This is a genomic window from Paenibacillus sp. R14(2021) (genome assembly GCF_019431355.1).
Taxonomy (GTDB): Bacteria; Bacillota; Bacilli; order Paenibacillales; family Paenibacillaceae; genus Paenibacillus_Z.
Genome location: NZ_CP080269.1, coordinates 4,640,693 through 4,660,236, shown reverse-complemented (window position 1 = coordinate 4,660,236; position 19,544 = coordinate 4,640,693). Strand labels below are relative to the sequence as shown.

Annotated in this window: 16 protein-coding genes; 7 read left to right on the top strand and 9 right to left on the bottom strand. The window is 59.3% G+C overall.

Features of this window, described 5'->3' with window-relative positions; genetic code table 11:
• Nucleotides 1-70: 70 nt before the first annotated feature.
• The 4 genes from KXU80_RS21745 to KXU80_RS21730 all read right to left on the bottom strand — a co-directional run bounded on the left by KXU80_RS21745 (nucleotide 71) and on the right by KXU80_RS21730 (nucleotide 8,891).
• Entirely contained in the window at nucleotides 71-1,873 is a 1,803-nt protein-coding gene (locus tag KXU80_RS21745) for an acyl-CoA dehydrogenase FadE (RefSeq protein WP_219835238.1), read from the bottom strand.
• Between the two features lie 45 nt (nucleotides 1,874-1,918).
• Nucleotides 1,919-3,118, bottom strand: coding sequence for an acetyl-CoA C-acyltransferase (locus KXU80_RS21740; RefSeq protein WP_219835235.1), 1,200 nt, complete (start codon nucleotides 3,116-3,118; stop codon nucleotides 1,919-1,921).
• Between the two features lie 772 nt (nucleotides 3,119-3,890).
• A complete protein-coding gene (locus KXU80_RS21735; protein WP_219839159.1) occupies nucleotides 3,891-6,251 on the bottom strand; it encodes a 3-hydroxyacyl-CoA dehydrogenase/enoyl-CoA hydratase family protein in 2,361 nt (786 codons plus the stop codon).
• A gap of 153 nt (nucleotides 6,252-6,404) precedes the next feature.
• Nucleotides 6,405-8,891: a (Fe-S)-binding protein gene (locus KXU80_RS21730; RefSeq protein WP_258171096.1), complete on the bottom strand. Its 2,487-nt coding sequence runs from the start codon at nucleotides 8,889-8,891 to the stop codon at nucleotides 6,405-6,407.
• Between the two features lie 234 nt (nucleotides 8,892-9,125).
• On the opposite strand from KXU80_RS21730, the gene KXU80_RS21725 reads away from it, so the two are divergent.
• Nucleotides 9,126-9,989 (top strand): electron transfer flavoprotein subunit beta/FixA family protein, encoded by an 864-nt coding sequence (locus KXU80_RS21725; protein ID WP_219839157.1) that lies wholly within the window; start codon nucleotides 9,126-9,128, stop codon nucleotides 9,987-9,989.
• Nucleotides 9,990-10,022: 33 nt separating this feature from the next.
• Nucleotides 10,023-11,033 (top strand): electron transfer flavoprotein subunit alpha/FixB family protein, encoded by a 1,011-nt coding sequence (locus tag KXU80_RS21720; RefSeq protein WP_308858325.1) that lies wholly within the window; start codon nucleotides 10,023-10,025, stop codon nucleotides 11,031-11,033.
• A 242-nt stretch (nucleotides 11,034-11,275) separates the two neighbouring features.
• Here KXU80_RS21720 and KXU80_RS21715 read toward each other — a convergent pair whose 3' ends face one another.
• From KXU80_RS21715 to KXU80_RS21700, 4 genes are read right to left on the bottom strand one after another with little or no spacing between them, the layout of a single operon-like run.
• Nucleotides 11,276-11,587 carry a Dabb family protein gene (locus KXU80_RS21715; protein WP_219835229.1) on the bottom strand — a complete coding sequence of 104 codons (312 nt, stop codon included), beginning with the start codon at nucleotides 11,585-11,587 and terminating at the stop codon, nucleotides 11,276-11,278.
• Between the two features lie 5 nt (nucleotides 11,588-11,592).
• Entirely contained in the window at nucleotides 11,593-12,048 is a 456-nt protein-coding gene (locus KXU80_RS21710; RefSeq protein ID WP_219835227.1) for a GNAT family N-acetyltransferase, read from the bottom strand.
• 21 nt (nucleotides 12,049-12,069) lie between these two features.
• The gene (locus KXU80_RS21705; protein ID WP_219835226.1) at nucleotides 12,070-12,489 is read right to left on the bottom strand and encodes a GNAT family N-acetyltransferase; all 420 of its coding nucleotides are present in this window, start codon (nucleotides 12,487-12,489) and stop codon (nucleotides 12,070-12,072) included.
• Nucleotides 12,465-13,049, bottom strand: a complete 585-nt coding sequence (locus KXU80_RS21700) for a histidine phosphatase family protein (RefSeq protein WP_219835225.1) — start codon at nucleotides 13,047-13,049, stop codon at nucleotides 12,465-12,467. The genes KXU80_RS21705 and KXU80_RS21700 overlap by 25 nt, the downstream gene beginning before the upstream one ends.
• A 183-nt stretch (nucleotides 13,050-13,232) precedes the next feature.
• Between KXU80_RS21700 and KXU80_RS21695 the strand changes: the two genes are divergently transcribed.
• On the top strand, nucleotides 13,233-14,066 hold the full coding sequence (locus KXU80_RS21695) for a PPK2 family polyphosphate kinase (RefSeq protein ID WP_219835224.1): 834 nt from the start codon (nucleotides 13,233-13,235) through the stop codon (nucleotides 14,064-14,066).
• Here the strand turns inward: KXU80_RS21695 and KXU80_RS21690 are convergent.
• Complete coding sequence (locus KXU80_RS21690) at nucleotides 14,023-14,631, bottom strand: DUF2238 domain-containing protein (protein WP_219835222.1); 609 nt, start codon at nucleotides 14,629-14,631, stop codon at nucleotides 14,023-14,025. The genes KXU80_RS21695 and KXU80_RS21690 overlap by 44 nt on opposite strands.
• A gap of 502 nt (nucleotides 14,632-15,133) precedes the next feature.
• Here KXU80_RS21690 and ilvA point away from each other — a divergent pair.
• The 4 genes from ilvA to KXU80_RS21670 all read left to right on the top strand — a co-directional run bounded on the left by ilvA (nucleotide 15,134) and on the right by KXU80_RS21670 (nucleotide 19,542).
• Complete coding sequence (gene ilvA, locus KXU80_RS21685; protein ID WP_219835221.1) at nucleotides 15,134-16,405, top strand: threonine ammonia-lyase IlvA; 1,272 nt, start codon at nucleotides 15,134-15,136, stop codon at nucleotides 16,403-16,405.
• A 140-nt stretch (nucleotides 16,406-16,545) separates the two neighbouring features.
• The gene (locus KXU80_RS21680; protein WP_219835220.1) at nucleotides 16,546-17,682 is read left to right on the top strand and encodes an MGDG synthase family glycosyltransferase; all 1,137 of its coding nucleotides are present in this window, start codon (nucleotides 16,546-16,548) and stop codon (nucleotides 17,680-17,682) included.
• 40 nt (nucleotides 17,683-17,722) lie between these two features.
• A complete protein-coding gene (locus KXU80_RS21675) occupies nucleotides 17,723-18,913 on the top strand; it encodes an MFS transporter (RefSeq protein ID WP_258171095.1) in 1,191 nt (396 codons plus the stop codon).
• 23 nt (nucleotides 18,914-18,936) lie between these two features.
• The gene (locus KXU80_RS21670; protein WP_219835219.1) at nucleotides 18,937-19,542 is read left to right on the top strand and encodes a TVP38/TMEM64 family protein; all 606 of its coding nucleotides are present in this window, start codon (nucleotides 18,937-18,939) and stop codon (nucleotides 19,540-19,542) included.
• The last annotated feature ends 2 nt before the right edge of the window (nucleotides 19,543-19,544 follow it).

The window sequence follows — 19,544 nt, the reverse complement described above, 5'->3', positions numbered from 1 at the left end:
CTCAACGTTTTGCAGTCTTGGGGTAGCAGGCGTTCAGGCAAAAAAAGCAAAACCGCTTCGGAAGCAGGGGTTACAGCGTATACTGTTGGCTGCGGATCACGCGCGCGGCAATGCCGCGTTTGATCGCAATCGTATCGACGATCGGCGCCCGCATCAGCTTCTTCAGTATGGCAAGCTGCGTTTGCAGGGCATCGCCTTCTTCCAGCGCAGCCAGTGCGGTTTTGGCGTAGCGGTCGATACGCTCCATCGCTTCTTGGACGAAGACGACCGTCATTTCGACGGCGTTCCGGGTTCGTGCCGCCGCGGCAGGGTCGGCACGAAGGAGCATCTTGCGGGTGCGAAGAGCGGCGCTCTCCATGGCGAAGACTTGAATCATCATGTCCGCCAGCAGACAGAGCACTTCCTGCTGCTGCTCCAGCGCAAGCCCGTACTTCTGGACGGCTAGGCCGCCGATCGCAAGAAAGGTCCGTTTCGCCTGACCGATGCGGTACGTTTCCTTGGCAAGGGGCTCGCTGAACGCCGGAAGCGGCATAGGCTGCAGCAGCTCCGCCTGCAGCGCGCGCGCCTTGCGCAGCAGCGGCAGCTCGCCCTTCAGCGCCTTCTTCATCAGCGTGCCTGGAATGAGCATCCGGTTGATCTCGTTCGTCCCCTCGAAGATGCGGTTGATGCGGGAATCGCGGTAGATACGCTCGATTTTGTATTCCTTGATATAGCCGTAGCCGCCATGAATTTGGACACCCTCATCAGCGACGTAGTCCAGCACCTCGGTCGCAAATACCTTGTTGATGGAACATTCAAGCGCGTATTCGGAGATTGCCTTGGCTGCTCTGGCTCCCGCTCCGACGTCGGTTCCGGTTCCGCCGCCTTCCGCTTCGCTCGCCTGAAGCATCTCGTCAATCCAGCCTGCCGTGCGGTACACCATGCTTTCCATCACATACGTCGCGATGTTCATGTCCGCCAGCTTCGCGCCGATCAGCGGGAAAGAAGCAATCGGGCGGCCGAACTGCTTGCGGGCATTGGCGTATTTGGCCGTAATCCCGATCGTTTCCTTCGCTCCGCCTACGCAAGCCGCGGCAAGCTTGAAGCGCCCGATATTCAATATGTTGAACGCGATGAGATGCCCCTTGCCGACCTCGCCGAGCACGTTCGCAACGGGCACCGGCGTATCGTCGAAGAAGATCGGGCAGGTCGACGAGCCCTTGATGCCCATCTTGTGCTCCTCCGGTCCGATGCTGAAGCCCGGGGAACCCCGCTCCACGATGAACGCGGTAAAATAATCCCCGTTCACTTTGGCGTACACGATGAAAATATCCGCGAATCCGGAGTTGGTGATGTACAGCTTGGAGCCATTCAGCACGTAGTGCGTGCCATCCGGCGTCAGCCTCGCCGTCGTGCGCGCGCCGAGCGCGTCGGAGCCGGAAGCTGGCTCCGTCAGACAGTAGGCTGCGATTTTGGTGCCGACGCCTAGGTCGGGCAGGTACTTGGCCTTCTGCTCCGGCGTGCCGAAGAAAACAATCGGCAGTGTGCCGATGCCGACGTGCGCGCCGACGGAAAGCGCGAAAGACGATGCCTCCGCCAGCGTCTCTGCCAGCAGCGTCGAGCTGACCTTGTCAAGCCCAAGCCCGCCGTACGCCTCAGGCACATCCGCGCCGAGCAAACCCAGCTCACCGGCTTTGCGCATCAGCTCCACCGTCAGCTTATAATCCAGCGCTTCGATCTCGGCATCGCGCGGACGGATCTCACCCTCGAGAAAAGCACGCGCCGCTTCGCCGATCATAATCTGCTCGTCGGTAAAATCCTCCGGCGTAACGACCGCATTAGGCGCCATGTCCTCCACCACGAACCGGCCGCCCCATCCTTTGTTCTGAGCCATTTCATTGCCTCCCTTCTCTGTGACACAGGAACTATAGGCAGTAGTTTATGCTTCCGCTTCGAATACGCCAGCCGCACCCATGCCGCCGCCGACGCACATGGAGACGATGCCGATACCCCCGCCGCGCCGTCTCAGCTCATGAATCAGCGATACGGACAGCTTCGTGCCTGTGCAGCCAAGCGGGTGGCCAAGCGCGATCGCGCCGCCGTTCACGTTCACGATGTCCGGGTTAATGTCCAGCTCCTGAATGATTGGCAGGCACTGGGCAGCGAACGCCTCGTTCAATTCCACCACATCCACCTGATCCAGCGTTATCCCCGCGCGGCCAAGCGCCTTCGGGATCGCTTCGATTGGCCCGATGCCCATCACTTCTGGCGCAACGCCTGCCACGCTGTAGGCGCGAAAGACGGCTAGCGGCTTCACGCCCAACCGCTCCGCACGCTCCCGGCTCATCACGACAACGGCCGCTGCCCCGTCGCTCATCTGTGAAGCATTGCCTGCCGTTACTGTTCCCCCGCGGGCAAAAGACGGCTTCAGCTTTGCCAGCACAGCTGTCGTCGTGTCGCCGCGCACGCCCTCATCCTGCTCGAAAACAAAGCTGCGCGTCCATGGCCTGCCGTAATCGTCGACGCCTTCGCGCTGCGTGTGCAGCGGGACGATTTCCTCGCGGAAGCGGCCCTCGGCGATGGCTGCCGCGGCTTTGCGGTGACTGTCCGCCGCGAAGGCGTCCTGCGCTTCGCGCGTAATGCCGTACCGGCGGGCCACTTCCTCCGCGGTGTGACCCATACCCATGTACACCTCCGGCATACCGTCCGCAATGCCGGGATGCGGCGAAAGCTTGAAGCCGGTCATCGGGACATGGCTCATGCTTTCTACGCCTCCGGCGAGCACGACGTCCGCCTCGCCGAGACGGATGCGCTCCGCGGCATAGGCAATCGCCTGCAGCCCCGACGCGCAGAACCGATTAACGGTTACGGCCGGGGTCGTAACCGGCAAGCCCGCATACAGGCTCATGATGCGGGCGAAATTCAGCCCTTGCTCGCCCTCCGGCATCGCGCAGCCAATCACGACGTCCTCGACGTCGGCTGCGTCTAGTCCGGGCACGCGGTCAACGGCCGCGCGAAGCACGGCGCGGCCCAAATCCTCAGCACGGGTGTCGGCGAGGCTGCCCTTCTTCGCTTTGCCGACGGCGGTGCGCACCGCGGAGACGATCACAGCGTCCCGCGGATGTTTTATCGCGGTCATGGAAAATCCCTCCTTCTTTGGGGTTTGAGTCAAGGTTTTTGTGCTGTTGGAGCAGGCCATGTGCTCAGGGGAGCTGGGCGAATCAGGCCATGTAGGCTGCTGGGTAGACCTCTTTAGGCGTTTCCCCACTTTTTCACTCCATGTAGGCTACTGGGTAGACCTCTTTAGGCGTTTCCTCGGATTTTCACTCCATGTAGGCTGCTGGGTAGACCTCTTAAGGCGTTTCCTCGTATTTTCGCTCCATGTAGGCTACTCAGTAGACCTCTTTTGGCGGCTCCCCACTTTTCACTCCATGTAGGCTACTGGGTAGACCTCTTTAGGCGTTTCCTCGTATTTTCACTCCATGTAGGCTACTCAGTAGACCTCTTTAGGCGTTTCTTCGGATTTTCACTCCATGAAGGCTGCTGGGTAGACCTCTTTAGGCGTTTCCCCACTTTTTCACTCCATGTAGGCTACTCAGTAGACCTCTTTAGGCGTTTCCTCGGATTTTCACTCCATGTAGGCTACTCAGTAGACCTCTTTAGGCGTTTCCTCACTTTTTCGCTCCATGTGGGCTACTGGGTAGACCTCTTTAGGCGTTTCCTCGGATTTTCACTCCATGTAGGCTACTCAGTAGACCTCTTTAGGCGTTTCCTCACTTTTTCGCGCCATGTAGGCTACTGGGTAGACCTCTTTAGGCAATTCCTCGTATTTTCACTCCATGTAGGCTACTAAGGTAGACCTCTTTAGGCCATTGCCTCGCTTTTGCGGACCAAGCACGCTGCCCCACGATCTAGTTCCGCAGCGGCTTCCCCGTCGTCAACATCTGGCGCATGCGCGCTTGCGTAAGCGGCTCGCCGCACAGGCTTAAGAACGCTTCGCGCTCCAAATCAAGCAGGTACTGCTCGCTCACCTCCGCGCCGGGCGGTGCATCGCCTCCGGCGAGCACATGCGCAAGCTTGCGGCCGATCCGCACGTCATGCTCGCTCGCCTGCCCGCCGAGGCGCATCGCCTCGACCGCCAGCTGCAGCACCGCGCGCCCCTCGCGCCCGGCGACGCGAATTCGCTGCTCCGCTTGCGGGGCAGTATAGCCCTCGCGGTCCATGGCCAGCACCATGCGCTTCGCCTCCGCGACCCGCGTTTCGCCGCGGATGATGACGCGGTCGTTCGGCCGCATGAGGCCGATACGGCTGACATCGTAGCCGCTTGAGGATGTCTTCGCTAACGCGATCGTCTCGAACAACGCATTAACCTGCGGCTGCAGATCGCCCGCCGCTCCGGCCCGCGCCGATGCCAATGCCGCTGCTTCTTTGCAGCCGCCGCCAGCAGGTATCAAACCAACGCCGGTCTCGACGAGCCCGAAGTACGTCTCCGCCGAGAAAACAATCCGATCCGCCGGAAGGCAAGCCTCCACGCCCCCGCCCAGCGTCATGCGGTGAGGCGCCGCCACGACGGGTCGATCCAGCCGTTTGAGCTGCAGCATGCTGTTTTGAAATAACGAGATGATATCGTCGATTTCGTCAAAGTCGCCGTTTTGCGCCTCAATCAGGAGCATCATGAGATTCGCGCCGACGCAGAAGTGCCGCCCCTCATTCGCGATGACGAGCCCGCGCCAATTTCGGCTGACCTCCTCCGCGCTCTGCCGGATCGCGGTCAAAATATCGCTGCCGATCGCGTTGTTCGGCGAATGAAACATCAAGCACGCCACCTCATCGCCCAAATCCAGCAGCGAGGCGCCGGAGTTGCCAAGAACGACCGGGCCCGAGCGCTTCAGCGCGCCAAGCGAAATCACATCCTCCTCTTCCTCCAGCTGCCGATAATCCCCCTCGCTGACATAGAAGCGCCGCACGCCCTCTTCCATGTAAAAGCTCCGATTCCCCTCGGCAATCCAGCGCTCCAGCCATGCCGGAATGTCGTCGCCTTCCGCCCGCATTCGCTGCACGGACCGCTCTAATCCAATCGCATCCCAGAGCTCGAATGGCCCCAGCTCCCAATTGAATCCCCATACCAGCGCGCGGTCGATATCCGGAATCGTGTCCGCGACCGTACCCAATTGACGGGCGGCGTACAGCAGGACCGTCTTGATCGCCTGCCAAGCGAAGCGGGCATGCCGGTCGTTCGGGTCCGTGAACAACAACGCTTTCACTTTGCCTGCAGTACCTTTTGCCGTCTTGGCCGCTTCGATGACGGGTGAATTGACGTTCTGCCGGGGCGCGTAGGTCATCGTGTCCAGCTGGAGCGTTTCAATGTCGCTGCCCCCGCCGGGACGTTTGATTTTACGGTAAAAGCCGCCTCCCGCCTTTTCGCCGATCCAGCCTTTGGCGACGAGTGTTTCCAGCTCCGGCGGCCGTGCAAAAGCCTCCCGCTCCTCGGCGTCCTCGCTCCGCTCCCGCACATTGTCCACAACGTGCAGCAGCGTATCCAATCCGACCAAATCCAGCATGCGGAACGTTGCCGTCTTCGGCCTGCCCATGGCTGGCCCGGTCAGCGCATCGACCTCGTCGACGTTCAGCCCGAACGTTCGCATCGCCGCAATCGTCGTCAGCATGCCGTAAGTACCGATCCGGTTGGCAATGAAATTCGGCGTATCCTTGGCGCGGACGACGCCTTTGCCCAGCTGCCGCTCGCAAATTGCGGTCAGACTGGCAATCACTTCGGCCGTCGTATCCGGTCCCGGCACGATTTCGACCAGTTTCATATGCCGCGGGGGATTGAAGAAATGCGTCGCGGCAAACTGCCGCCGAAACGACTCGCCTCGCCCCTCCGCCATCGCTGCAACGGATAATCCAGATGTATTGGTCGTGATCAGCGTGCTTGGCCGTACGACGGACTCGATGCGCGCGAAAACGTCTCTTTTGACATCCAGCCGCTCGACGACCGCTTCGATGACCCAGTCCACGCTGCCCAGCTTGCCGAGATCGTCCTCCAAGTTGCCGGCGGTAATCCGCTGGATGAATGAGCTATCGTAAAGCGCCGGCGGCTGCTGAGCGGCCAGCCTTGCTATGCTTGCCGCCGCTAACCGATTGCGGACGGCGCGGTCCTGCAGCGTCGCCCCTGCGCACGATTCCTGCTCCGTCAATGCAGCCGGCGGCACATCCAGCAGCAGCACGCCAATGCCTGCGTTCGCCAAATGAGCGGCAATTCCCGCTCCCATAACACCCGACCCAATAACAGCCGCGCGTCGAATCGGCGCTTGTGTCGATCCTACTCCCACACTGCTCCCTCCTTTGTTTCGAAAGATTCGCTTGTCACGGCGCAAACAACTGCCGATGCTTTTGGGCCGCAGCTTTCACCACTGTTTCCGACTTTAACTTCCGCCGAACACACTTTCTGCCAGAAGCTCCGCGACGTCACGGGCGCGGACGGTATCCTCGGCCTCGTGCACCTTGATGCCGTCCTCCATCATCGTCAGGCAGTACGGGCAGGCGGAGCCGATGACCGTCGGTGCCGTCTCCAGCGCCTGCGCCGTCCGTGCTTCGTTAACGCGGATACCGCTGCGCTCCTCCATCCACATGAGGCCGCCGCCGGCACCGCAGCACATCGCATTCGCGCGGCTGCGCTCCATCTCGAGCAGCCAAACGCCCGGAATGGCGCGCAGCAGCTCGCGCGGCGCATCATAATTGCCGTTATACCTCCCCAGGTAGCAGGAATCGTGATACACCACGCGCTCTTTCACTGTATGAGCGGGCATCAGCCGCCTTTCCGCAACCAGCCGGGCTAACAATGTCGTATGATGCTCCACCACAACGCTTGAACGAAGCCCAAAATCGATATATTCGTTCTTCAGCGCATGAAACGTATGCGGGCAAATGGTGACGATGCGGCGGATCCCGTAACGCTCCAGGGTGGCGACATTCTCCCCGCACAGCGTTTGAAAAAGCAGCTCGTTGCCGAGGCGCCGCGCCGTATCGCCGGAGTTCTTCTCCTCGCCGCCAAGCACGGCGAACGGTACGCCCGCCGCCTGCAGCAGCCGAACGACGGCGAACAGTACCTTGCGGCTGCGCTGATCGTACGCGCCCATCGTGCCGGCCCACAGCAGCAGCTCCGGCTGCTCTCCGCTGCGGACCGCATCGCGCATCGTCTGCACAGGAGCTGCTTCCGGAACGGCCGCCGCATAGGCTGACAGCCATGCCGCGCGCTCGCCGCGGGGAAGGCCCCACGGATTGCCCTGGCGCTCGATATTTTGCATGGCGCGCTGGGCTTCGGCCGGAACGCGGCCTTCCGTAAGCACGAGATACCGGCGCATATCGATGATTTTGTCGACATGCTCATTACCGACCGGACACTGCTCCTCGCAGCTGCGGCAGGAGGTGCAAGCCCACAGCTCCGACTCCGTCATGACGTCCCCGATCAGCGCCACGTCCGATACCGGCGCAGCCTCGCGGACATTCCAAGCCTGCCGCTGCGCGGACATCGTCGGCTCGATCGTCGTCTGCGCTCCCCGTTCGCCGTGCACCCATACCGGCATCGCCCCGGCCATCACATGCGCGCTCGGCACTCCTGCCGATACACGCCTGAAGTCCGGCACCCAAGGGGATTTCGACGTAATGGCTGCGCCTTTCTCGGTCAGATGGTCGCGCAGCTTCACGATGAGATGCATGGGCGAGAGCATTTTGCCGGTGCTGGAGGCCGGACATACATTCGTGCAGCGCCCGCATTCCACGCAGGCGTAGAGATCAAGCAGCTGCTTCCGGTTGAACTGCTCCACGGCGCCGACGCCGAACGATTCCGCCTCCTCATCCTCAAGATCAAGCGGTGCCAGCCTGCCCGTTGGCGTGCGTCGCCGAAGCCATAAGTTAACGGGGGCCGTGAAAATATGAAAATGCTTCGACTGCGGCACATAAACCAGAAATCCAAGCAGCAGCGCCAAATGCAGCCACCAAAACAGCTCATGCAGCACGGTTCCAGCCGATGCGCTTAAGCCTAATTCTCGAAATCCTTCGGCAAGCGATGAAGATACCGGGGCATATCCAACATAGAGCGACACCGATGCCGAAACCGAACCCGACGTCTGTGCGGCAGACAGCTTCTCTGCCGCCATGTACTGAAGCAGCAGGTCTGCCGCGCGGAGCACGAAGACAGGCTGTGCAGTCAGCATATCCATCGACGATGAACGATCCGCATGATACACGGCAGCCGTTTGGCCCTGGCCCGCCTGAGGCGCGGCCTCACGCAGCCGGTCAAATGCCTGCGTACAGATCACGGTCAGCATCAGCCCCCCGATCAGCCACAGCACCACCGACGGCTTCCAGCCCCGTTTTAACCGCCGAAGCCGCTCCACGTACCTCCGGAAAGCGCCGTACACAATCGCAAGCAGCACGAGCGTTACCGTCACTTCCTGCGTCAGCACGAAAGCATGATACGCCGGGTACGGCAGCGCCGCGCCGGTAAGCCCTTTCCAAATCATATCCGCCGCGCCGAACTGCAGCACGATGAACCCATAGAACAAGACGACATGCATGATACCGCTGCGGATGTCTTTCAACAGCTTGCGATGGCCGAACACTTGAATCATCCAATTCAGGCTCCGATCCGACCGCGGAACCGCCGCCGAAGCCGCTGCCGCAGCTGCAGTGAAGGACGTAATCTGGAGCATTTCGTCACGGTCGTCGTTTTCCGGATCGGATGGATCGTGCGAGGCTGGGGGTTTGGGTTGAACGCTTTTGCCCAACCGCATGTAATCGACCCGCCTTCTGACCGCGGTATAAAAGAAAGCCAGCGCCGTCAACGTCAGCAGCGCGAACATCACCCATCGGATCAGCTGAACAAGCGCATGCGCGCTCCAAAATGCCATCAGACTCCCTCCTTCTCACGGATTCGCGGAGTGATTCAGTATATGTCCCGATCCGCGGCAACATGTCGGAACAAGCCCTGCAAGACAGGGCCGCGGTCTATTTCGGGGGCCAAGTTCATAAGGTAACAGGGGCGGAAGCGAGTGCGGAAGGCTTATTTCAAACGTATTCGGGGGTCGTGGAACGGTATGACTGCCGCAGACGATTACGAAGCAATCGGGAGGTGTCCGGTACCGATGAAGCTGGTGGTATTGATCAAGCAAACCTTCGATACGGAGGAGAAAATCGAGCTGGTGAACGGGGCTGTCGCCGATGACAGCGTCAAATTCATCATTAACCCTTACGACGAATACGCGCTGGAGGAGGCGCTGCGCCTGCGCGAGGCGCACGGCGGCAGCGTGACGGTCGTTTCGTGCGGAAGCGACCGCGCCGTGGAGGCGCTGCGAACCGCCCTTGCCATGGGCGCCGACGAAGCGGTGCTGCTGGAACAGGATGGGCTGCCGGACGACGGGCATGCCGTCGCTGCGGCGCTTGCCGTCGCCTTGCAGCCGATGCTGCCGGACCTGATCTTGGCGGGGCTGTTTGCCGTGGACCGCGGCGCAGGCAGCATTGCGCTGCAGATTGCCGAACGGCTGGGACTGCCGCATGCGGCGGCGGCGCTGAAGCTGGAGGTGCGGGACGGGGATTCCGCCGGAGCTGCCAGGGCGGCAGGCGGTAACGGAGCCGATGCCAAGCCCGTAAAGGCGCACAACGGCGCGTCTTGGGGCAGCGGGGACAAGGTTGCCGTCGTCGTACGGGATACGGAATGGGGCGACGAAACGGTTGAAATCCCCCTCCCTGCGCTCATCACCGCGCAGCAAGGGCTGAACGAACCGCGGTACCCGTCGCTGCCGGGCATTATGAAAGCGAAGCGCAAGCCGCTCCGCCAAGTGAGCATCCATGATCTCGGCCTTGATGCGGGTGATCTTGCGCCGCGCACGGAGCGGCTCGCGCTCCTGGCGCCGCCGCTCCGCGCGGCCGGGCGCAAGCTGAGCGGCGCGCCTGCGGAGCAGGCAGCGCTGCTCGCGGAGCTACTGCAGCGCGAAGCGAAGCTTTTCTAAGAAGGGAGGTCCGGATCAAAGATGACCGAACCATTGAAACGTACGGCACTCGTCTATGCCGAGTGCGCGGATGGCAAGCTGCGGCGCGTGGCGCTGGAAGCGCTCGGCGCCGCGCGGCTCCTGGCCGGGGACGGCGGCAGCGTGCACGCCGTCCTCGTCGGCGGCGGGCCCGAGGCGGCGCTGCAGGAAGCCGCCGCGGAGCTCGCCGCCCGGGGGGCCGGGGTCGTCCATGTCGTAGACGACCCCGCCCTGGCCGGCTTTGCGCCGGAGGCGTACGCCGCCGTCATCGGCGCCGCCGTTGCCGCGGTGCGGCCGAGCGTGATCGTGCTCGGCCACACCGCAGCGGGGCGCGAGCTCGCGCCCCGCGTGGCCGCCTCGGTCGGTGGCGGCCACGTCGCGGACGTTACTGCCATCGACCTGCAGGGCGATGGCGGCGCGGACGCGGTCTTCACGCGCCCGCTCTACGCCGGCAAGGCGTTCGAGCAGCGGCGGTTTCTTCCCGGCGCACCGGGGGTGCTGACGGTGCGCCCCAACAACCTGCCCGTCGCGGAGCCGGTCGCTCCCGGCAGCGAAGGCGTCATCGCGGCGCTGCCCTACCCCGCGCCGCCGTTATGGACCACCGTCCGCAGCGTCGTGCGCAAGACGGGCGGTACGGTCGATCTCGCCGAGGCGGACATCATCGTCGCCGGCGGCAGAGGCGTGCGCAGCGCGGAGGGCTTCGCTCCGCTCGCCGCGCTGGCCGCGGTGCTCGGCGGCGCAGTCGGCGCCTCGCGCGGCGCCTGCGATGCCGGCTATTGCGACTACGCGCTGCAGATCGGCCAGACGGGCAAGACCGTCACGCCGAAGCTCTACATCGCCTGCGGCATCAGCGGCGCCATCCAGCATCTGGCCGGCATGAGCCAATCCCGCGTCATCGTCGCCATCAACAAAGACCCCGACGCCCCCATCTTCGGCGTAGCCGATTATGGAATCGTCGGGGACTTATTCGAGATCGTGCCGCTCCTGACGGAGCAGTTTCGTACCCTTCTCAGCAAACCGGGCTAACCGCCCGGTTTGCTTTTTTTGCAGGCAAATTGTTTGTATGTGACAGTTATTAACCTAATTAGTGTCCTAACGCTCCAGCTGAAGCTTCTCCACCTTCCGCGGCCCGCCTTGCGGCATGGGCAGGCTGACGATGACGCGCACGTCATGTTCTTTCCCGCTGACCTTCAGCCGATAGACGGTTTGGCCTTCGCCGCCCGCGATAGTAACGCTGCCCCGACCGGCTTCACTATGCCCAAGTTAACCTACACCTCGTAGGATTCAAAATCGATCTCTAGAAACCGGCTAACCTCCGGAATCCAGCGGTTCTCGACGAAGTCGACATGGACCGGATGCGCATTGTACGTCTCATAATCGGCTTGACTGCTGAAAATCATGGAGAACCCGTAATCATAATCGTTCTTCGGGCTCACTTGCTTGAACACCTTGAACGATTTCACAACCGGAATCGAGGTCAGCAACCGGCTGCCATCCTGCAAAAACTTTTCCGCCTCCGGGGATCCCGCTTCATGCTTCAAATTAAAAATCACCATGTGCTGAATGTTCTTTTGTTCCATCTTCTTCATCCTCCTATATCCTTCATGAGATTAAGTTCATGCGTGATTCCTTCTTCGCCCTGCACACTGCGAAACCCAAGCGATTCATAAAGCGCGCACGCCGCCGGATTGTCCGTTCGCAAGACCAGCCGCCCGTAAGCGGGACCTGCCGATGCGATCAATGCTTGCATGAGTGTCCTTGCGACGCCTCTCCTTCGAAACTCCGGGGACACATAGACCCGCCGAACTCGTCCGACTGCAGGCAGGGGGGTCCCATTAAGGCCGCCGATACCGGCAAGCTCGCCGCCGATTTCAGCTGCGAGCAGCAGCTCCCCTTCGCGGTCGAAGCGGTTCGTTCCGTTTCTATACGCCTCGGTCAGGCGGTCAATATGGCGATAGCCTTCACGCCTGCTCTCTTGCAGCAGCTTAGACCAATCGTGGCAAGCCGAAGCCTCCAGCCTGCGGATCTGGATATCGTGCATGGCAGCCCCTCTCCGCAGCGTCTACGTAGCTGCCGAATACAACAAAATCCCATCCCGCCTCTCCCAGCCTGAATGGGCCCAGAAGCGGCTGCCGATCTCGTTATCTTCTATAACGAACAAATGACATTTTTGGATTCCTGCTTTGCGAAGATTGTCCAAACTCCGCCTGACCAACTGCCCGCCGATACCTTGACCGCGTTGGTCTAAAGCAACAGCCGCGTGATAAATGTAGCCCCTTCGGCCGTCATGACCGCCCAATAGGGTGCCGAGCAGCCTGCCGCCGCTTTCGCAGACGAAGCTGCAGCCGGGATTGCGCTGCAAATACCGGTCGATCGCTTCAGGCGAATCCGCATCACTTAAAGCCATGCCGCTCGTTGCGGACCAGAGTGCGTAACAAGCTTCATAGTCGGACAACATCATCTCCCGATAGACGGGCTCCATAGTCGTTCCACCCCCTGTAGTTCATCGCCCTCGAACGTCATGGCGTACACATCCGGCATCGTCAACTGACGCCAGAACTCCCAGCCGAAGCGTTCATCGAACGCATGCAGGATCATGGTCATGATATTGCCATGCGTGCCGACGGCAACGGTCCTTCCCCGGTAAACGCTCACCATATCGCGAATCACCGGCACAGCACGAAGCTGGGCTTCCCTGAAAGACTCTCCGCCCTCCAGCACGACATCATGATCGTCGAAAGAACGTCTGACCGCATGATAAAAAGCATCCGAAGGCAATAAGGCATCCGAGCCGTATAGCTGCCGTTCTCTCAAGTCCTCGAAGGTCGCGACAGACAACCCCCGTTCGTCAGCAATGCCCTGAACGGTCATTAATGCCCTGACATATGGACTGGAAACGACTGCGTCAATTGATACATCGCGCAGTTCCTCGGTCATGCGCCGCACCGTCTCATGGCCTTGCTCGGTCAAGCCTCGCTCGCGGTCCACGCTGACCATAGGAGAAGAATCGCCGTGCCGAATAAGCAAAATGCGGGTAATCATGCGTATCTCCTTCTTGCACCCTAAGGTGCCGCTAGTTTTCAATTATAATCCATTTCCGGTTTTACCTGCATTAGAAATTAGAAAGTGCGCAACATGTGTTCATCGGCTATAAATCTGAAGTTGCACAAGCTATAATTGGAAATAAATGTTACCAACACTTACAACGATTAAAGGAGAATGCGCATGCTGGAGAACTACCGACTAAACGAGAAACGCAAGCTGTCCCTCTCGAACATTGATCCCGAGGATACGGCAGGCATTGCAGATAAAGACGAGATCGCGGACGCGTTCGACGAACTGAAGGACAAGCTTGAGGAGCATCAGGAGAGGCTTTATGCAAGCAAGCGAAACGGCGTGCTGATCCTCTTTCAAGGCATGGATTGCAGCGGGAAAGACGGCGTCATCAAGAAGGTGCTTGCCGGGCTCAATCCGCAGGGGTTCCGGGCAGAGAGCTTCAAGAAGCCGACGCCCGATGAAGCATCCCATGATTTTCTGTGGCGGACGCATAAGGTCGCCCCGCCCAAAGGCACGATCTCGGCCTTCAACCGCTCCTACTACGAGGAGGTCCTCATCACGCGCGTGCACGGTGTCATCGACAACAAAGAAGCGTCCAAGCGGCTCAAGCATATTGTTCATTTCGAGAAAATGCTAAGTGACAGCGGTATTACGGTCATTAAGATTTTCCTTCATATCTCGCCGGATTTTCAGCTCAAAAAAATTCATGAGCGTATGGAAAATCCCGAAAAGCTGTGGAAATTCGATCCCAGCGACCTCGAGGAGCGCCGTTACTGGCCCGCCTACCAGAAGGCATACGAGCAGGCGTTCAAAGCGACTTCCACCAAACGCTGTCCTTGGTATATTGTCCCTGCGAATAACCGCTGGTTCCGCGACTACCTCGTGCTCCGCATTGTAGAGTCGGCGATGAATTCACTCCACCTAACGTATCCCGACGTCGACATGAGCCAGTTCCCGTCTATCGCCGCCGGCGAAACAGAAACGCAGCCAGCATCGCAATAGATGCGCCGTAAAGCGCAACCTCCATATCGTGCTGGGCATCCCACGGATCGCCCTGGCTGCCGAGAAACATGGCTCCTTTCTCAGGGGAAACAATAAGCGCGACCCACATTTCGATCAGCTCATAGTACGCGCCGAAGCCAAGAATGAGCCATGGCACGGCGATATGCGCCCAGCCTCTGCGCATACTCGTCAATCGGACGATGACCTCATAGACGGGGTAGGCAATGAGCAGGCCGAAAGCAAAGTGGACGACGCGGTCGTAGTTTTGACGTTCAAAATGAAACAATAGGTTTAAGAAGCGATCTATCGGTGTCGTGTTGTACGCAAAATGCGCGCCGATCGTGTGCATGACGATGAAGATCATGATTAGGAAATAAGAGCTATTACTGAAGCGGAACCAACGATAGCTTGCAGCCAAGCCAGCCAGCGAGGCTAAGGTCAGCAGATTCTCAAGCCACCAATCGAAAACGCTGTAAGGATGGAACGCGAGCAGCGTCCAGCAAATTGCAAAAAACACGATAATAGCATACAGTCCGTAATGACCAAGAAACGGCTTGTTTCCCATGATGCTCTACCTCCGGATTCGAATCGATCGCCACCAAAATGTACCACATTATCCCAGCTGCTGCATCAAAAATGAATACCCTTGAATTGACCGTTGACATTTCACCTAACACGGGGGTATAACAAGTATAATAATTCAACCATTTCGCCCAAATTCATTGACGGGAACAAGCTCGCCCGCCCGAACGCAATCTCCAGAGAGTCGGTGTCCGCTGAAAGCCGACGATTGCCTGCGAACGAAGCATCCTCCCTGAGAAGCCATGCCGAACCGACCGGGTATTGTATTCCCCGCAGCGATCATAAGCATGGACGGCTTCCGCCGTTACATGGAGCACGTACGGCAGTACGCGGCTAAGAGCTGTTAGGTCTTCGCACGAATGCGAATTCGCAAGCAGAATCAGGGTGGTAACACGAGAGATCATCTCGTCCCTTACGGGGACGGGATTTTTTTAGTTTATAGCTTCACTATCAAGTCATGGGATGAGCAAAGGAGAAAGATTCACATGGGAAACGAACGTAACTACGAGGCGCTGACAGTGGGGCTGACCGAGATTGCGCAGGCTCAAATGCACGTGAAGGAAGTATCCGCGCGCACGCCGCTGCAGCATAACCGCGTGCTGTCCGAGCGCTACGGCTGCAATGTGCTGCTGAAGCGCGAGGATCTGCAGGTCGTCCGTTCCTTTAAGCTGCGCGGCGCCTATCATCTCATCAAGTCGCTGCCGGAAGAGCGGCTGATGCGCGGCGTTGTCTGCGCAAGCGCGGGCAACCATGCGCAGGGCGTCGCATATTCCTGCCAAACGCTCGGCATCCCCGGCAAGATCTATATGCCTAGCACGACGCCGCGCCAGAAGGTCAACCAGGTCGCTTTCTTCGGCGGTCCGAACGTGGAAATTATTCTGATCGGCGACACGTTCGACGACGCGTTCAATGAAGCTCTTGCGGCCAGCCGCAAGGACGATCTTGCCTTCATCCACCCATTCGATGATCCCAAAATCATTGCCGGCAACGGCACCATCGGCAAAGAAATCATGGAGGCGGTGGAATCGGCGCCGGATTTCGTCTTCGTCACGATAGGCGGAGGCGGTCTTGCAGCCGGTGTCGGCGCGTATGTCAAAGCGGTGTCTCCAGGGACGAAGTTGATCGGCATAGAGCCCGAAGGCGCGCCGTCCATGCGTGCATCGCTGGATGCCGGAGAGGTCCAGACGCTGGAGACGATCGATAAATTCGTCGACGGCGCGGCCGTCAAACGGGTAGGTGATTTGACCTTCCGCATGTGCCGCGAGCTGCTTGACGATATCGTGATCGTTCCCGAGGGTAAAACCTGCACCGCCATGCTTGCGCTCTACAACGAGAACGCGATTGTTGCAGAGCCGGCAGGCGCCCTGCCGATTGCCGCCCTTGATCTGTACCGCGAACAAATTGCCGGGAAGACCGTCGTCTGCGTGGTAAGCGGCGGCAATAACGACGTCGACCGGATGCAGGAAATCAAGGAGCGCTCCCTTGTCTTCGAAGGGTTGATGCATTATTTCATGGTCAGCTTCCCGCAGCGGGCCGGCTCTCTCCGTGAATTTTTGGACGAGGTACTGGGGTCGGAAGACGACATCACAAGGTTCGAATACACGAAGAAGCATAACAAGGATAAAGCCCCTGCGCTGGTCGGCATCGAGCTGAAGAACCGCCAGGATTATGAACCGCTAATCCAGCGCATGAACAACAAAGGCATCAGCTACTTGGAGCTGAACAAGGACCCCGTGTTATTCAATCTGCTGATTTGAGCGCTTGCCTCAAGCCCTGAACTGCACGCTACCGTGCGGTTCGGGGCTTTTTTTCCAAATGCCTTACAATCACTTCATATGCCGCTTACCGCCCAGTGACATTCATGCGCTATGCTTGCCGGCAGGAGGTGTTCTGTACGATGAAGATCATGATTCTGTATGCCTCTTACGGCGACGGGCATCTGCAAGCAGCCCGGGCTATAAGCGACGCCATTATCGACCATCGCCTTGGAGAGCCGCTTCTAGTCGATCTCCTTGCCGAGGCGCATCCCTGGATTAATGCCATGACCCGGCGGGTCTACATGAAGAGCTACTCGCTGATGCCGAACCTTTACGGCTGGCTGTATGATGTGACCAAGCCGATGAAACACGACTCCCTGTTCGCCAACTGGCTTCATTCCTTCGGCCGCGACCGGCTTCGCCGGTTGCTGCTTCAAGAACGCCCCGATGCGGTTATCCATACCTTCCCTCTGCTTGCCATGCCCGCCCTTAAACAACAGATCGGCCTGCATATCCCGACTTGTACCGTCGTCACCGATTTCGATCTGCACAGGCGCTGGGTTCATCCCGACATCGACCGCTATTACGTCCCTACCGAAGATATGAAGCACGAGCTCAGCGCGCTCGGCATTCCCGAACGCCGTATTTGCGTCAGCGGCATTCCGCTCAAACGCGGCTTCCGGTCCGCTTCCGTTGATCCAGACTGCCGCCTGCGTTACGGCTTCTCTGCCCTCAGCCCGGTTGTGCTCGTCATGGCCGGCGCCCAAGGCACGCTTCCCGGCATTGCCGATATGATTTTGCCGCTGTTGGGGAATCCTGAGCTTACCGTTGCCGTCGTCTGCGGTCGCAACGAAGCGCTCGCCGCTTCGCTGTGCGCCCAATTCGCCGAGGCATGCGCCAGCGGCCAGCTGCGGATATTCGGTTACGTCGAAGCGATGCATGAGCTTATGACGCTTGCTGCCTGCATCGTCACGAAACCCGGCGGCGTTACGCTCGCGGAATCGCTCTCGCTGGGACTGCCGATTTTCGCATACCAGCCTGTTCCGGGTCAAGAACGTAACAACGCGCTCTATTTGCAGCGGAAAGCGGTCGCGGTCTTAATTCACTCGCCGGCGCAGCTGGAGAGCGAAATTATGAAACTCATTCATGATCCCGTTCGTTTAACCCATCATAGGGTCCGTGCGCGCAAGCTCCAGGAGAAGGATGCGGCGAATACCATCGCCTTGGATTTTTGTTCCAGCTTGCTTATAATGGGAAAGACATCAGCCCGCCCGTGATTCGTTAGCCCTTCAGGGATGTGAGGATGAACAAGGAGATGTGACCACCATCAAACTACGTCTGTTTGGCCGGGAAATGATTCTCTTCGCGGTCATTCTGCTGCTTGTCGAATTCGTCCGCGGTGCCGCGCTGATCAGCTTCCTGCCGATCTACGGCGAGAAATCGCTCGGCTTATCGCTTGATATTATCGGCATCGCCGTCACGGCGCATTACTTGACGGATACCGTACTCAAAATGGTCATCGGCTACTTGCTCGACCGCTTCTCCATTCGGTTCATCGTCCATATCGGGCTGCTCGCTTCATTAACCGGCATCTTCCTGATTCCTTTCGCCGAACAGCCCTGGCTGTTTATTACGGCCGCAGCGCTCTACGGCGTCGGCATTTCGCCGATCTGGATCGTCTGCTTGACTAAGGTTTCGCCCGATCGGCGGGCAATGCAGATGGGTTTCCTGTACACGATCTGGTTCATCGGAATCGGCGCCGGTCCGATCGCAAGCAACCTGCTCATGGATCACAGCCGATCAATGACTTACTATCTGCTCCTGATTATGGTGCTGCTGAGCTGGCTGCTCGCGCTCTTTATCACGAACAAACGGGCATCCGAAGCAGCGCCTACCCTTCCGCTTCGGGAGCAGTATGCCATTCTGAAAGAACGGCTTCGCAATATGCGTCTTCTGCTGCCCGGCATGGTGCTGCAGACGATGGGCGCAGGCATGCTTGTACCCGTGCTGCCGAGCTTTGCCGAGGATCAGCTCGGCATGAACGGCGCGCAATACTCCATGCTGCTGCTCGCCGGCGGGGTATTCACCGTAATTGGTCTCATTCCGCTTGGGCGCCTGTCCGACATCCTCGGGGGGAAGAAATGGTTTCTCGTGCTCGGCTTCGGCTTTATCGGCGTCGCCCTCTACTTGCTGTCCCTTGCGCCGCCGCTCTGGGAGTGCATGCTGCTTACAGCCATATTGGGGCTTTCCTATGCCACGCTGCTGCCTGCTTGGAATGCACTGCTCGCAAACTATGTGCCTCCTGCGCAGCAGGGGCTCGGGTGGGGAATATTCTCCACCGTGGAGGGCATCGGCGGCATGATCGGACCCGTCCTCGGCGGCACGCTCGCACTGTGGCAAGGACAATCCGCGGTACTCTGGTACAGCGGCATTATGTATGCGGTTATTGCACTATTCTATATTTGGTTTCCGTTCCGTGCGTTTCATGATAACCACGGCCATCGGTGATAGAGGCAGGAGGAACAATTGGAATGACCATCTTCGAAACTTGGATGCGCCAGCTGAAAAACATGGATTTGGCGCATTTGCAGCGGACGCTGGAGAGCTACTCGGCTTACGGCCCACTTCCCGGCATTCTGCTTCCGCTTGCTGAAGCCTTTATCCCCGTGCTGCCGCTTCTTGTTTTCGTTGCCGCAAACGCCAATATCTACGGCCTATGGCTGGGATCGCTGTATTCCTGGTTAGGGGTCTGCTCCGGATCTCTTCTGCTGTTCTGGCTTTCGCGCAGACTCGGCGGGCATTTCAGCGGCTGGCTGCGGCACAAATTCAAGCGGGCGGACAAATTACTCGGTTATATCGAGCATAAGGGCTTTACGCCGATCTTTCTGTTTGCCTGCTTCCCCTTCTCGCCTTCTGCGCTCATTAACGTGATTTCCGGCTTAAGCAGCATTCCGTTTCGTTCCTTCGTGCTTGCCATACTGCTTGGCAAGGCCGTTATGATCTTCATGGTTTCTCTCCTCAGCTTCAACATTGGAGACCTGCTTCAAGAGCCTTGGCGCATCGCGGCCGCGCTTGCGCTGCTCGTCGTCATGTGGTTCGGAGGCAAGAAGCTGGAGGCCCGGTATCAGCTCAAATAACC

Coding starts and splice junctions, on each gene's coding strand:
- KXU80_RS21745 (WP_219835238.1), bottom strand. CDS start 1,873: ATGGCTCAGAACAAAGGATGGGGCGGCCGGTTCGTGGTGGAGGACATG.
- KXU80_RS21740 (WP_219835235.1), bottom strand. CDS start 3,118: ATGACCGCGATAAAACATCCGCGGGACGCTGTGATCGTCTCCGCGGTG.
- KXU80_RS21735 (WP_219839159.1), bottom strand. CDS start 6,251: ATGGGAGCGGGAATTGCCGCTCATTTGGCGAACGCAGGCATTGGCGTG.
- KXU80_RS21730 (WP_258171096.1), bottom strand. CDS start 8,891: ATGGCATTTTGGAGCGCGCATGCGCTTGTTCAGCTGATCCGATGGGTG.
- KXU80_RS21725 (WP_219839157.1), top strand. CDS start 9,126: ATGAAGCTGGTGGTATTGATCAAGCAAACCTTCGATACGGAGGAGAAA.
- KXU80_RS21715 (WP_219835229.1), bottom strand. CDS start 11,587: ATGGAACAAAAGAACATTCAGCACATGGTGATTTTTAATTTGAAGCAT.
- KXU80_RS21710 (WP_219835227.1), bottom strand. CDS start 12,048: ATGCACGATATCCAGATCCGCAGGCTGGAGGCTTCGGCTTGCCACGAT.
- KXU80_RS21705 (WP_219835226.1), bottom strand. CDS start 12,489: ATGGAGCCCGTCTATCGGGAGATGATGTTGTCCGACTATGAAGCTTGT.
- KXU80_RS21700 (WP_219835225.1), bottom strand. CDS start 13,049: ATGATTACCCGCATTTTGCTTATTCGGCACGGCGATTCTTCTCCTATG.
- KXU80_RS21695 (WP_219835224.1), top strand. CDS start 13,233: ATGCTGGAGAACTACCGACTAAACGAGAAACGCAAGCTGTCCCTCTCG.
- KXU80_RS21690 (WP_219835222.1), bottom strand. CDS start 14,631: ATGGGAAACAAGCCGTTTCTTGGTCATTACGGACTGTATGCTATTATC.
- ilvA (WP_219835221.1), top strand. CDS start 15,134: ATGGGAAACGAACGTAACTACGAGGCGCTGACAGTGGGGCTGACCGAG.
- KXU80_RS21680 (WP_219835220.1), top strand. CDS start 16,546: ATGAAGATCATGATTCTGTATGCCTCTTACGGCGACGGGCATCTGCAA.
- KXU80_RS21670 (WP_219835219.1), top strand. CDS start 18,937: ATGACCATCTTCGAAACTTGGATGCGCCAGCTGAAAAACATGGATTTG.